This window comes from Caenibius tardaugens NBRC 16725 (genome assembly GCF_003860345.1).
Taxonomy (GTDB): Bacteria; Pseudomonadota; Alphaproteobacteria; order Sphingomonadales; family Sphingomonadaceae; genus Caenibius; species Caenibius tardaugens.
On sequence record NZ_CP034179.1, the window covers coordinates 468778 to 481760 of the forward strand.

The window sequence follows — 12983 nt, forward strand, 5'->3', positions numbered from 1 at the left end:
CGGGTCATAAGTAGACACACACGGACGGGCAAGCGGGCGATCGCAATACCGGGACCGGCACAGGGAGAGAATGGTGCTGAAACTTGCAGGGAAAGTCGCGCTGGTAACGGGTTGTGGATCAAGCGCACCCGGCTGGGGCAATGGCAGGGCCATTACGACCCTGCTTGCGCGGCAGGGTGCGATGGTTGTTGGCGTGGATCGCGATCTCGATTCTGCCGCTGCCACGCAAACGCTGATCGCGGATGAAGGGAACCGGCTGGACATCGCCGCCTGCGATGTCACCGACCGCGATCAGGTGGCCCGCACGATCCAGGATTGTGTCGCACGGCACGGGCGGCTCGACATTCTTATCAACAACGTTGGCCAGTCGGAACCCGGCACACCGGCCACGATGGAACCGGATGTCTTCCAGCAGCAGCTCGATCTCAATCTGACCAGCGCGTTCCTTACCTCACGTTCTGCCCTGCCCGTGATGGAACGGCAGGGCGGCGGTGCAATCGTGAATATCTCGTCAGTCGCGGGCATGCGCTGGGTCGGCAAAGATCAGGTGGGCTATGCCGCGGCCAAAGCTGGCCTGATCCATTTCACCAAAGTTACGGCCGTGGCTTACGCCAAGGCAGGCGTGCGCCTGAATTGCGTGGTTCCGGGGTTAATGAACACACCGCTGCTGGCGCGGCTGGCAGAACGTTATGCGGGTGGCGAGTTTGAGGCGATGATCGCCACGCGCCATGCGCAGGTGCCGATGGGGAGAATGGGTGACGCGTGGGATATCGCGCATGCGGCGTTGTTTCTGGTGTCGGATGAGGCACGGTACATCACCGGTACGGAAATTGTGGTGGACGGGGGGCTGACCGCTTCGACCGGCACGCCGCCGGTCTGAGCGCATCGCCCAGTCGAAAGGGAGTGGCATTCCCCTCCCCTTCATAATATGAACGGTTGCGTTCGATTCGTAGATTTCGAGTCGTGAAACCGTTTACCGCCCGTCAGCGGCGGCATTGGTCCGAGAGGAATTTGACAATGTCCACGCCATCCATTTTCCGCCCCGTATCCCCGCCCCAGATCATCGAAGGGGCGTTCACCGAAGACCAGCATCGCCGCATGCTGCAGATTGTTCGGGACAAAGGGCCGTGGTCGCTGATCCTCGCGCAGCATTTCAAATCGCCCGACGAAGTGGTCGCCACCACTTCGGGCAGCGTCCCCGAAGGGTTCACCCCCACCTGGGACATGTTCCTCAGCCCCGTATTTCGCGGCTACTTCGCGCAAGCCAGCACCGCGCTTTATCCCGAGATCGAGGACTGCTTCTTCAATTCCAAATTCCTCGATCTGGTGCGCGGCTACTGGAAGGCAGACTATGCCACGCCGGAAAACATGCTGTTCAACATCCAGGGCCCGTGCTGGGGCAGTTCCAACCCGCATCTTGATGCGACCCGCTATCGCGGAATTTCAATGCACAATTCGCCCATCTGGCTGATGAACACGATGACCAAGACAGGTCTGTTCGACCACTGGCGGGCCAAGAAGGCGCAGGTCATCAGCTGGTACTACAAGGGCAAGGTTGGTGGCGGATTTACCTGTTGGCCCGACGGTCCGAAGGCCCAGCCACAGCAGATCAAGGCCCCGATGTGGGGCCGCGCGGTGGTGGTCGAAAACGAAATGATGTTCCACACGGCGGAATCGAACGGCCCGCTGGCGCAGCGTCGCCCCGAAGGACTGGCGATCAATTCGTTGATGAGTCCCGATCCCGCCACACCCGGCGCATGGCAGGTCACCACCGATGGCGCAGTGGTTCAGCACATTCCGGAAGACGAGTTTCGTTTCCTGATCCATTGGGGGGCAGACATCTTCTCCGACCTAGCCGAACTGAAGCGTTCGCTCGATCATACAGACGATCTGACTCACGATCAGGTCTTCGACATGATCATCACCGATCTGAAAGCGCGTGGCGAACAGTTCGAAGTGCCTACCGATCCCCTCACCGACCAGGCTTTCATCGGCCTGCTTACGCGCGTCTATGATCCGGGGCAGCCCGCGATCTTCCCGCCCGAACCGGAAGAGGCGCTTGCGGCCTGAGACGGCACCTGTTTACATGAGGGCAACGCAGGCCGGGCATGATTGCCCGGCCATTCGCGCGGGAGAGATGACTGTTGCCCAATACGATTAACCGCGTCTGGCGTATTGCCCGCCCGATCGACGGCCTGCCCTGTCCCGATGATTTCACGCTGACACACGAACCCTTGCCCGAACCAGGCGAAGGGCAGGTATTGATGCGGACACTCTATATCGGCATTGCCCCCGGTGTTCGACCGCTGATGCCCTATGCCGGCGCTGCACCCGACGTGGCCCAGCGCGGCAAGCCTGATCAGCCTAACGACCAGCAGCCCGACCCTTCGCGCATCCGGGTCGGTGAACGCATGCGTTCGGGTATTGTCCCGTCATCATCCCCCTTCGCAGGTGGCACGGTCGGGCAGGTTATCCGTTCGCATCACCCCAATTACCGCGAAGGCGATTACATATTCGGCGGGCGTTACTGGCAGGACTACGAAGTGGTCGACGGCGATGCATCGCTCAGGATCAATCCTGCGGATTTGCCCATAGAGGCTGATCTCAGCCTGATCGGTCGATCATCCTTCACCGCATGGGTCGGCTGGAAACACTACTGCAACGCCCGCGCGGGGGAAACGATCGTGGTGTCTGCGGCCGCCGGTAATATCGGCATGCTCGTGTGCCAGCTGGCCCGCGATGCCGGATTGCGTGTGATCGGCATCGCCAGCGGGGCCGAAAAATGCGCGTTTGTGATGCAGGAACTGGGTGCAGATGCCTGCATCGACCGGTCAAGAGACGATGTCGGAGAGGCACTCGACCGCCTGACACCGGATGGGGTCGATATCTACTTCGACAATGTCGGCGGGAACGTTCGCAATGCGATCTACACGCGCCTGCGGATGCACGGCAGACTGATCGTTTGCGGCATGGCCGCCGAATACAATGGTGCGGAACAGGGTACCCTGCCCACCGGGGCGATCCTTGCCCGCCGGTTGCGCATCGAAGGGTTCGTGGTTCTCGACCATGATGCCGATTACACCGCGTTCCGCGAAGATATCGCCAGCATGTGGCATGCAGGCCGCTTGCGTTGGCGGCAGCACATATTTGAAGGGCTGGAACAGGCACCCGTGGCGCTGGCGGCCTGCCTGTCGGGCAGAAGCAGCGGCGGCAAAATCCTGGTTCGCGTAGCGGAGGATACGGGCAAGGACCAATCGCCCGCACGCTGATCACGTTCGCACGGGTCGGGCAGCGGGCCGACAACCGTCCCTTTACCTGTCTTCGCCAGCCCCGTTCGTCGTGGAGGATGGCAAGATTACCGAATTATGTCCTTTTGGCGATCATTTGGTCCGGATTCCCATATTGCAGCACCGTGCCCCGCCTTCTAGGCTGATCGCCGCATTATGAGAGAGGCCCATGGCAAACACCGATAACGAAACCCAGGCACTTGTTTTGGACCGTGAAAACCTTCTTCAACAGGCTCGCGACAGGGCGGGACTCAACGATTTCGGTGACATGTGGTTCATCGAACCGATGGACAAATTCCTCGAATCCGCCAACGCGGAAGCCAAGCTGACCCCGGCGGGTTTTGCCGGGCAAACCGAAGTGATCGTCAAAGGCCTCACCAGCCGCCTACGCATGATCGAGGATATCAAGCGCCATCCTGAAATCCTCGACGAAAAGGTTGAGGTTGCGGGCGTGATCCTTGGCCTGCCCCGCACGGGCAGCACGATTTTCCACCGCCTTCTGGCCGCGGCGCCGGGCATGACAGCCATCCGCTGGTTCGAAGTCCAGAATTTCGCACCGTTCCCCGGTGAAGAGCCGGGCAATCCGGCCGATCGCCGCGCCTATGCCCAGGCGATGATCGATGGCTGGCTCGAACTGTCCCCCGAACTCAATTCGATCCACCCGCTGGACCCCGAAGCACCGGATGAGGAAATCATCATCCTCGGCCAGATGTTCGTCAGCACGATGGTCGAAGGGATGACATTCTGCCCCAGCTTCACCCGCTGGCTGGACACCTATGACCAGTCGAAAGGGCATGAAGAACTGAAGACGATCCTCAAATATCTGCAGTGGCAGGACCCCAGCCGCCGCGGGAAAAAGTGGATTCTGAAAAGCCCCTCCAACCTGCCTTATGCAGAACTGGTCGCCAACGCTTTCCCCGATGCCTTGCTGATCATGACGCACCGCGATCCGATGGATGTCGTTCCCTCGTACGTCAGCATGGAAGCGGCGCTTTACAAGCTCAGTTCCACCTTGACCGACAGGGAAGTTGGCGAATTCTGGTTCCAGCGCCTGGCAGGCTGGATGCGCAGCTTCCAGGAAGCGCGCACCCGCATCGGCGAAGATCGCTTCATCGATATCGATTACCGCCAGGTTGCCCGGGAACCGCTGATTCAGGCCGAACGCGTGCTTTCGCGTATTGGCATCGAACGCAACGAACAGCTTGAGGAAGCGCTCACCGAATTCCTCGCGGGGAACAAACGGGAACAGCGCCCCGCACACGAGTATTCGCTCGATCGCTTCGGCCTCGACGAAGCTGCCATTCTCGACGCATTTGCGGACTATCGCGCCCGCTACATCACCTGAAACGGGCAAGGCGATGGAAATCCGCCCAGGAATTCTACGAACGCCGGACACCTGTTTCGACAGGCTGCAAGACTACGATTTTCCACCGAACTATGTGGAAATCGCAGATCCGGCGCTTGGGCCATTGCGCATGCATTATGTTGACGCGGGGGCACCTGATGCGCCCGTCGTCCTCATGCTGCATGGCAATCCCACCTGGAGCTATCTCTACCGCCACATGATCGGTCCTGTGGCGGCAGCCGGGTATCGGGTTATCGCGCCCGATATGATCGGCTTCGGCAAATCCGATAAACCAGCGGATCGCAGCGCCTATGGCTATGATCGTTTCGTCCAATGGATGCGGCAATGTGTCGAAGCGCTGAATCTTCGCCGCATCACGCTGGTCTGTCAGGACTGGGGCGGCCCGATCGGGCTGCGTGTTCTTTCGGAAATTCCCGATCGTTTCGATGCCGTGCTCGCAACCAACACTTTGTTGCAGAACTGCGACGCGCCGCCGCTGGGCGTGGCGGGCTGGCCCGGTGAAGCGATCGCCGCTTGGATCGAGATGTGCCGGACCAGCAATGACCTGCCCGTCAGCGAATTCGTGGCTGGCCCATGCGTTACCCGGCCGACGGATACCATCCTCGCCGCTTATGACGCGCCCTTCCCTGATGCCCGGTACAAGGCCGGGGTGCTCCAGATCACCTGCGGCATCCCTGTCGCCGAAGGGGCAGAAGGGCTGGAAGCTAATCGCATGGCGTGGCGCATACTCGAACACTGGAATCGCCCGTTCCGCACCGCGTTCAGCGACCGCGATCCCGCCACGATCGGCTGGGAACCGATCTTTCAGAACCGTGTCGCCGGGGCCCGTGGGCAGGATCATGTCCGGATCACCGATGCTGGCCATTTCGTGCAGGAAGAACAAGGCCCTGCTCTGGCCCGGGCGCTGATCACGTTCCTCCATACCAACAAATAAGCAAATAGACCGAAAGAAAGGGATGCAGAGATGTTGCTGAAAGATAAAGTCGTTGTCGTGAGCGGGGTTGGCCCCGGCATGGGGCAGTCAATCGCCCGTATTGCCGCAAAAGAAGGCGCCAAGGTCATCCTTGCAGCACGCAACAAGGAATTCCTCGATCAGGTCGCGAGCGACATCATCGCCGAAGGTGGCCAAGCCGTGGCTGTGGCTTGCGACATCAGCGATGCCAAACAGTGCGAGGCGTTGGCCAAGGCGGCAGCGGATGCATACACCGGGCGGATTGACGGCTTGGTCAACAGCGCGTTTTATCACGGCGACTGGTCGGGCGTGGAAAACGCCAACGAAGAAGACTGGGCGAAGATTTTCGACGTCAACGCGCTCGGTACCCTGCGCATGACCAAGGCCTGCATTCCCTATCTCAAAAATGGTGGTGCTGTGGTCAACGTTTCGACCATGGCCACTGTGAAGCCCTATGGTGCCGACTTCGGTATGGAAATGGGCTATGCCGTGGCCAAGGGCGGCGTCAATGTGCTGACCAAGTACATGGCCACCGATCTCGGCAAATATGGCATCCGTGTAAACACTTGCCGCATGGGCTGGATCCACGGCGCGCCGGTGGAAGGCTTCATCGCGGGTGAAGTCGCGCAAGGCAAAAACCGTGACGATGTCGTCGGTTTTATCACCAAGGACATCCCCATCGGCAAAATTCCGCCCGAAGCCGACTGCGCACGGGCCGTTCTGATGATGATTTCCGATTATTCCGCTGTCGTCAGCGGCGCGGCACTGGATGTGAACGGCGGCCACTGGATGGCCCCCTGAACGGAACCGTTCGATAAAGCCTTGCCTGCATAACGCAGGCAAGGCAATCGAGCGGTATCCAAAAACAGAATCAGTGAGATCGATGACGAAAGACGAAGAAAAGTTCGCTGGCGGCGTGGCCGTCATTACCGGCGCGGGCGCAGGGATCGGTTCCGGCTTTGCGCGGCGCGCAGGCGAACTCGGAATGACGGTCGTGGTGACCGACATCAACGGCGCTGCAGCCGAAACCGTGGCACAACAAATTCGCGATGCCGGTGGCAAGGCAGACGCAATGGTCGTCGACGTTTCCAAGCCGTCCGAGCTCGATCGTCTCGCGGATGAAGTCTATGCGAAGTACGGCAGCGTCCGGCTGTTGATCAACAATGCCGGGATCGAGACCATTGGCTACACTTGGGAAATTCCAGCGGATCGCTGGGAAGCAACCCTCAACATCAACATTCACGGCATTATTCACGGCGTCCGGGCATTCGTTCCGAAAATGCTGGCCTCCGGTGAGGAATGCTGGATCGCCAATCTCGCCTCCATTGGCGCTTTTGGCCAGATGCCCACGCAAACGGCCTACATGCTGACCAAGCATGCGATCCAGTCGTTTAGCGAATGCCTCTATCTCGAGATGGAATTGAAAGGCGCACCGATCCACGTGTCGTCGATCATTCCGGGCATGATCAAGACCAGCATCTTCAACGCCGATGCGGGCGAAGGTGAACCGGCGGCGGCAGCCGGCCATCGCAAGGCCATGCATGACATGATGGCCAATTACGGCATGGATCTGGCCGAAGGCACACGCGTGATGCTGGAACAGGTTGCGGCCAACAAGTTCTGGGTATCGAGCCAGCCCGACATGACCGAACAGACGCTGGCCGGGCGCATCCAGTTCCTGCAGACGCAGGCCAATCCGCAAATCGCAGACGGCGCACGCCACCTGCTGGAGCATTGATCCCATGCGCGCTGCCATTTTTCACGAAGCGGGCAAGCCGCTGACTATCGAAACGGTAGACGACCCCCGGCCTCTGCCCGGCCAGATCGTCATCGCAGTGGGCGGAGCGGGTATCTGCGGTTCAGACCTGCACATGACACAGTACCCCGGCTTTGCCGCACCCGGGCTTATTCTGGGGCATGAGTTCGCCGGGACAGTGGCCGCACTCGGGCAAGGTGTGGCGGGCGATTGGCAAGTGGGTGACCGGGTCACTGCCGTTCCGCTATTCCCCTGCCACGATTGCGAAGCCTGCGACGCGCATTTGCCGCAGCTCTGCCCCAATGGCCGTTTTGCCGGTACAACGCTCGAAACGCCGGGCGCCTATGCGCAGTACGTCGCGGCGCGTGCCGATATGGTGCAGCGCGTGCCCGCCGGGGTTGGCGATATCGAAGCAGCGATGATCGAACCGCTGGCAGTGGGACATCACACCTTCAGCCGCGCGGACATGCGCAAGGGTGAAACCGTGCTGGTGATCGGTGGTGGCCCCATCGGCGCAGCGGTGGCCCTGTTCGCGCGTGCGGCCGGGGCTGGCCATGTCATTGTCAGCGAACCCGCACCCGAACGGCGCGAACGCTGCCTGTCTCTCGGCGCGACCGCCACAATCGATCCGACGAAGGAAGACCTCCTCCAGCGTGTTGTCGAAATCGCAGGCAATCGGCCACAGGTTGTGTTCGAATGCGTGGGCATCGGCGGCATGGTGCAACAGGCCGTCAACGTCGCCGCCATTCGCGGGCGCGTGGTCGTAGCCGGCGTGCTGTTCGAGGAAGATCGCCTTTCGCACGTGGCCGCACTCGGCAAGGAAATATCGATCATCTACAGTCAGGCCTATAACGAGCGTGATTTCGAGGCGGTGATCGATGCGCTGGCCACGAACGTGATCGATGCAAAGCCCATGCACACAGCCACGATCAGCCTGGATGAACTGCCCGCCACATTCGAAAGCCTGCGCAACAACCCATCGCAGTGCAAGGTTCTGATCGACCCTTCACTCTGACGGCTGCCTTCCTGAGCGGGCACGGCCAGACCTGCCCGCTCAGAAACGCCTTCTCCCAGCCTTTTTACGAGAGCATCCCGACAAACTGTCGCGGCGTGCGCCCGGTCATCCGGCGGAAGGCTGCCCCGAACGCACTGGACGTGGCATAGCCGAGTTGCGTGGCAATCTCGTTGATCGCCATGGCACCACCCCGCAGCATATCCTGCGCCCGTTCCAGCCGCACAGCGGTGGCATGATCAGCCAGCGCCTTCCCCGTCGCCTCCGTGAAACTTCGTGACAGGTGCGAACGGCTGACCCCGCACAGGGTAGCCAATTCCGCAGTTGTCGGCCAATGCCCCGTCGCAGCGCGCAAGGCATCCTCGATCCGGCCCAGTTGCCATGGTGCGAGCCCCCCGCGCGATCCCGGTTTGCGTGCGGGCATACGCATCTGCCGACCGATATCGACCATAAGCAGTCGCACCAAGGCTTCTGCTGCGACATCCGCACCCAATCCCGGCTGCGTGATTTCGCCACGCAACCGTTCAGCCAGTGCGAACATCGTTGACGATGTAATCATCGCACAACGCTGCAGGCTGAGCGGGTCCCAGGTTTCCAGCCCCGTGATCGCCCTGAACCGTTCGGGATCCATCCGCACCGTCATGATTTCCATCTGCCCGCCATCGCCGGTCGAATACATCGCCACCCCGGCCGGGCGGAACATCATGCGGCCCACGCGATGCCCGGATTTTTCGCCACCCTCGAACGTGATCTTGCCGTCCATTCCTTCCGCGCGGGGAAGGCTCAACGAGAAAATCGGCGCATCATCCAGTTCCAGCATCACGTTCGGACTCGGCAAATCGTAACGGCGCAGTTCGATATGCGCGTCGGGAATCGTCATGACCGCAAGCACGGTCCACGGACGCCGATCCTCCTCTGCCTCGGGGCCGGTCCCGCCACTCAGATCGATCAACGAATTTTGCATCACAAATTCGCAATAACATCACACTCACGACATAACAATTGCTGGTCGCACTGCGGTGCGGATGGCATGTTCCTCCAACAACGACGCTATCACTGGAGAGATGATGATGGGCGCTACCATGCAGCTTGCGCGCGTTCATGGCCCGGGCGATGTCCGGCTTGATACGGTCGCGATTCCCGAACCCGGTCCCGGCGAAGCGGTTGTGCGCGTTGCCGCCTGCGGCATATGCGGCAGCGATCTGGGCTATATCGCGCAAGGCAGCCTTGGTGGCGGCCCACTGTCCGAACCGCTGGCCATTGGCCATGAATTCGCAGGCGATGTGGTCGCCGTTGGAGCCAATGTCGAAGGCGTGGCCCCCGGCATGCGCGTCGCGGTGAATCCCGACGATGGCTATATCGGCGGCGGCGCCCCCGAAGGCGCGATGGGCGATTTCATTCTGGTACGGCAGGCACGGATCGGGTCCACGCTTTATCCGCTGGCAGACCATGTCGATTATGGTGAAGCTGCTCTGGCCGAACCGCTGTCCGTCGCCCTCCACGGGCTGCGCTTGACCGACGTTCAGCCCCACCACAAGGTTGCCGTTCTCGGCGCAGGGCCGATTGGCCTGTGTGCCGTCGCAATGTTGCGCCACCTTGGCTGCAAGGACATCGCCATTTTCGACCGGGTCGATACCCGCCTCGAACGCGCCACCGCGCTGGGCGCCGGGCTTGCCGTGAACACCGCGCAGGAAAGCATTTCGGACGCATTATGCCGCTTCCACGGCGAAGGTGACCGGTTCGGTGCACGCTTTGCCGAAACCGACGTCTTCGTCGATTGCGTGGGCGTCGAAGCGGTGCTGCAGGAAGTGATCCAGATCGCCAAGTACAAGGCAAAGATCGCGGTGATCGCGCTCTACAAAAAGCCTGCCACTCTCGATCTGTTCAAGCTGATGGCGAACGAAATTCTGATTACCGGATCGATCGCGGATGATCGCAAGCCGGAATTTGCCGAAGCGCTGGAAATGGTCGCCCGGGGGGAACAGGATCTCACCCCGATGATCAGCCACCGCATCGATTTTTCCCAATTCACCGAAGCGCTCGCCATCGCCCGCGATGCCGAGAAATCAGCCAAGGTGATGCTGACTTTCAATCAGGAGCCGGCATGACTGCCCCCAACGATATTGTAATTGACGACCTCGCCGATCCCCGCATTACCCCGGCGATTGCCGCCGCACGCGAAGGCCCCGCCGATTTCCCTGCCGACATCGATGTCGACGGTATTCTGGCGCGCGCCAGCGCAATGACTGGCGGATTGACCGACTTCGGCGAAGACACCGGTTTCCGCGAACGTCTGGCCGTCGTAATCCAGTCGCTGCACGAAGACGAAGGGCTGACCCGCGGCGGACGCATCACCATCCTCGACCATGCCGTGCGCGTCATGGCCAACCGCCTGCGGATCGAGGATCTGGTCAAGAAGCACCCGGAAATCCTCGACATCACAATCGACCGTCCGCTGATCATTGCCGGTCTGCCGCGTTCGGGCACCACACACCTCGTCAACTGGCTGGCGCGCGATGAACGCCTGCGTTCGCTGACGCTGTGGGAATCGGAAGAACCCGTCCCTTCCGCCCCGCCGCCAGCGCCGGGTGAACCCGACCCGCGCGAAGTCCGCTCCGCCGAATTCTGGGGTCATTTTGAATCGATGCTGCCGCATATGGCCGCGATGCACGGCATGGAAGCCAGTTCGATCCACGAGGATAACGAACTGCTCTACATGGATCTCAACTGCTACAGCTGGGAATTCCAGACCCGCCTGCCGCGCTGGATCGACCACTATTTCGCGCATGATCGCACCGGCAGCTATCTCTACGAAAAGAAGGTTCTGCAGGTCCTGACGTGGTTCCGCGGCCCCAACCGCTGGATTCTGAAATCGCCGCAGCACATGGAAAACCTTGAACCGCTCAAGGCCGCTTTCCCCGATGCGACGCTGGTCATCACGCACCGCGATCCGGTGGCGGTTATTCGTTCGCTGACCACCATGCTCGCCTATGGCGACCGTATCCGCCGCGATCCGGTGGACCCGGCAGGCTGTGCGCGCCACTGGTCCGACCGGATCGAGCGCCTGCTGCGCGAATGCGTGGCGCAGCGCGATGCCTGGGGGCCGGATCAGTCGCTCGACGTGCTGTTCCACGAATATATGGCGGATCAGGAAGCGACCCTGCGCGAGGTTTACGATCTCGCCGGGCTGGAATTGACAGCGGAAGCCGAGGCCAAGCTGCTCGGCTACCTCAATGAAAATCCGCGCCACCAGCACGGCCGGGTCATCTACGACCTTGAAGGCGTGTTCGAAGTCGACGTGCCCAAGCTGCGCGAACGTTTCCAATTCTATTACGACCGCTATCCCGTACGGTGGGAAGACTGAACCATGGACAAGACTGCAATCGAGGCCAAAGCGGCCGAGCGCCTGCTTTCCGGGCAGGCCTGGGAAGACTTCTGCGACACGCTGAAAGTCGCGGGCAAGATGATCGACCAATACGGCGATCAGCCTTCGGAGCTGGACCGGGCCGAGTGGTATCGTTTCCTGACGCGCCTGACGCGTTCCAGCTTTGAACGCCTGATCGAAAATGCCGAACCCACCCGTCCGCGTCTGCGCGACATGGTCTGGCGCCAGTCAATCAACTTCCAGACGGTCGATCAGGATCACCTGATGTGCCAGTTTGACGAAGCGCGCGATTATCGCATCGTCGGCACGCGTGGGACCATCCCCTATTTCGTCCTCGCCGTGCTGACCGCGCCCGCCACCGCCGATGTCGGTGCACGCGACTGGGCACAGGCAGGTGTGCCGGGGCTGAAGGAGTTCGATCCTTCGAACCTCAAGACAACCGGTTTCCTCGGCAGCCAGCAACTTCACATCGAAGACGATGGCACATTCGAAATCATCCTCTCGCAGAACGATCCGGGCGAAGGCAAAAACTGGCTCAAACTCAACCCGGATACCAATTGCATCCTGATCCGCTACGTCTGGAGCGACCGCGCCAACGAAGTCTCACCCGATCTGCGGATCGAAAGGGTTGACGGTGCTGCGCCTGTACCGCTGACGCCTGCACTGATGGCTGATGGCCTGGCGTGGTCGGGTCAGGCCGTGCTTGGCTATGCCGAACTGGTGCGCAACTGGTGGCAGGGCAATCAGGGCAACTTCTCGGCCAAACTCAACCGCCTCGATTTCAGCCGCGCACAGTACCTGTCCAACGGCGGTGTGCCCGATCGCCACGTGGCGTTCGGTGGCTGGCAGAAGGATCTGGACGAAGCGCTGGTGCTCGAATTCACCCCGCCCGAATGCGAATACTGGAACTTCCAGATCTGCAACATCTGGCAGGAAAACCTCGACACCTTCGAAGACGGCAATGGCTGGGTGAACAATTACCGCTTCAACGCCGAACCCGATGGTTCGGTGCGCATCGTGATTGCCGAACGCGATCCGGGCATTGGCGGAAACTGGGTCAACAGCTTCGGCCATGACAAGGGCCAATGGGGCCTGCGCTTCATCCGGACCGAAACGACGCCGTCCGTCAAATTGTGGCGCGTGCCGCTGGCGGATCTGGAATCGCGCAAGAATGACGCACTGAACCCCGCTCTCGCCGTCGATACCGGCCAATTCGTGGATTGAT

The 12983-nt window shown here is 60.9% G+C and carries 12 protein-coding genes; 11 read left to right on the forward strand and 1 reads right to left on the reverse strand.

Annotation, left to right across the window (positions count from 1 at the left end):
• Positions 1-73: 73 nt before the first annotated feature.
• The 8 genes from EGO55_RS02365 to EGO55_RS02400 all read left to right on the forward strand — a co-directional run bounded on the left by EGO55_RS02365 (position 74) and on the right by EGO55_RS02400 (position 8376).
• Entirely contained in the window at positions 74-880 is an 807-nt protein-coding gene (locus EGO55_RS02365; protein WP_201798919.1) for an SDR family NAD(P)-dependent oxidoreductase, read from the forward strand.
• Between the two features lie 137 nt (positions 881-1017).
• On the forward strand, positions 1018-2070 hold the full coding sequence (locus tag EGO55_RS02370; RefSeq protein ID WP_021689388.1) for a hypothetical protein: 1053 nt from the start codon (positions 1018-1020) through the stop codon (positions 2068-2070).
• 74 nt (positions 2071-2144) lie between these two features.
• Positions 2145-3269, forward strand: a complete 1125-nt coding sequence (locus tag EGO55_RS02375; protein WP_021689389.1) for an MDR family NADP-dependent oxidoreductase — start codon at positions 2145-2147, stop codon at positions 3267-3269.
• A gap of 187 nt (positions 3270-3456) precedes the next feature.
• Positions 3457-4632, forward strand: coding sequence for a sulfotransferase family protein (locus tag EGO55_RS02380; protein WP_021689390.1), 1176 nt, complete (start codon positions 3457-3459; stop codon positions 4630-4632).
• Between the two features lie 13 nt (positions 4633-4645).
• Positions 4646-5587 (forward strand): haloalkane dehalogenase, encoded by a 942-nt coding sequence (locus EGO55_RS02385; RefSeq protein WP_021689391.1) that lies wholly within the window; start codon positions 4646-4648, stop codon positions 5585-5587.
• A gap of 30 nt (positions 5588-5617) precedes the next feature.
• Positions 5618-6406, forward strand: a complete 789-nt coding sequence (locus EGO55_RS02390; RefSeq protein WP_021689392.1) for an SDR family oxidoreductase — start codon at positions 5618-5620, stop codon at positions 6404-6406.
• 82 nt (positions 6407-6488) lie between these two features.
• Complete coding sequence (locus tag EGO55_RS02395) at positions 6489-7343, forward strand: SDR family NAD(P)-dependent oxidoreductase (RefSeq protein WP_021689393.1); 855 nt, start codon at positions 6489-6491, stop codon at positions 7341-7343.
• Positions 7344-7347: 4 nt separating this feature from the next.
• Positions 7348-8376 (forward strand): zinc-dependent alcohol dehydrogenase, encoded by a 1029-nt coding sequence (locus EGO55_RS02400; RefSeq protein WP_021689394.1) that lies wholly within the window; start codon positions 7348-7350, stop codon positions 8374-8376.
• A 64-nt stretch (positions 8377-8440) separates the two neighbouring features.
• Here the strand turns inward: EGO55_RS02400 and EGO55_RS02405 are convergent, their stop codons facing one another.
• Positions 8441-9325, reverse strand: coding sequence for a helix-turn-helix domain-containing protein (locus EGO55_RS02405; protein ID WP_161566002.1), 885 nt, complete (start codon positions 9323-9325; stop codon positions 8441-8443).
• A gap of 115 nt (positions 9326-9440) precedes the next feature.
• Here EGO55_RS02405 and EGO55_RS02410 point away from each other — a divergent pair, with 115 nt between their 5' ends.
• From EGO55_RS02410 to EGO55_RS02420, 3 genes are read left to right on the forward strand one after another with little or no spacing between them, the layout of a single operon-like run.
• Positions 9441-10481: a zinc-dependent alcohol dehydrogenase gene (locus EGO55_RS02410; protein ID WP_210766629.1), complete on the forward strand. Its 1041-nt coding sequence runs from the start codon at positions 9441-9443 to the stop codon at positions 10479-10481.
• Entirely contained in the window at positions 10478-11737 is a 1260-nt protein-coding gene (locus EGO55_RS02415) for a sulfotransferase family protein (RefSeq protein WP_021689397.1), read from the forward strand. Before EGO55_RS02410 ends, EGO55_RS02415 begins: the two co-directional genes overlap by 4 nt.
• A 3-nt stretch (positions 11738-11740) precedes the next feature.
• A complete protein-coding gene (locus EGO55_RS02420; protein ID WP_021689398.1) occupies positions 11741-12982 on the forward strand; it encodes a DUF1214 domain-containing protein in 1242 nt (413 codons plus the stop codon).
• Position 12983: the final 1 nt, after the last annotated feature.

Coding starts and splice junctions, on each gene's coding strand:
- EGO55_RS02370 (WP_021689388.1), top strand. CDS start 1,018: ATGTCCACGCCATCCATTTTCCGCCCCGTATCCCCGCCCCAGATCATC.
- EGO55_RS02380 (WP_021689390.1), top strand. CDS start 3,457: ATGGCAAACACCGATAACGAAACCCAGGCACTTGTTTTGGACCGTGAA.
- EGO55_RS02385 (WP_021689391.1), top strand. CDS start 4,646: ATGGAAATCCGCCCAGGAATTCTACGAACGCCGGACACCTGTTTCGAC.
- EGO55_RS02390 (WP_021689392.1), top strand. CDS start 5,618: ATGTTGCTGAAAGATAAAGTCGTTGTCGTGAGCGGGGTTGGCCCCGGC.
- EGO55_RS02395 (WP_021689393.1), top strand. CDS start 6,489: ATGACGAAAGACGAAGAAAAGTTCGCTGGCGGCGTGGCCGTCATTACC.
- EGO55_RS02400 (WP_021689394.1), top strand. CDS start 7,348: ATGCGCGCTGCCATTTTTCACGAAGCGGGCAAGCCGCTGACTATCGAA.
- EGO55_RS02410 (WP_210766629.1), top strand. CDS start 9,441: ATGATGGGCGCTACCATGCAGCTTGCGCGCGTTCATGGCCCGGGCGAT.
- EGO55_RS02415 (WP_021689397.1), top strand. CDS start 10,478: ATGACTGCCCCCAACGATATTGTAATTGACGACCTCGCCGATCCCCGC.
- EGO55_RS02420 (WP_021689398.1), top strand. CDS start 11,741: ATGGACAAGACTGCAATCGAGGCCAAAGCGGCCGAGCGCCTGCTTTCC.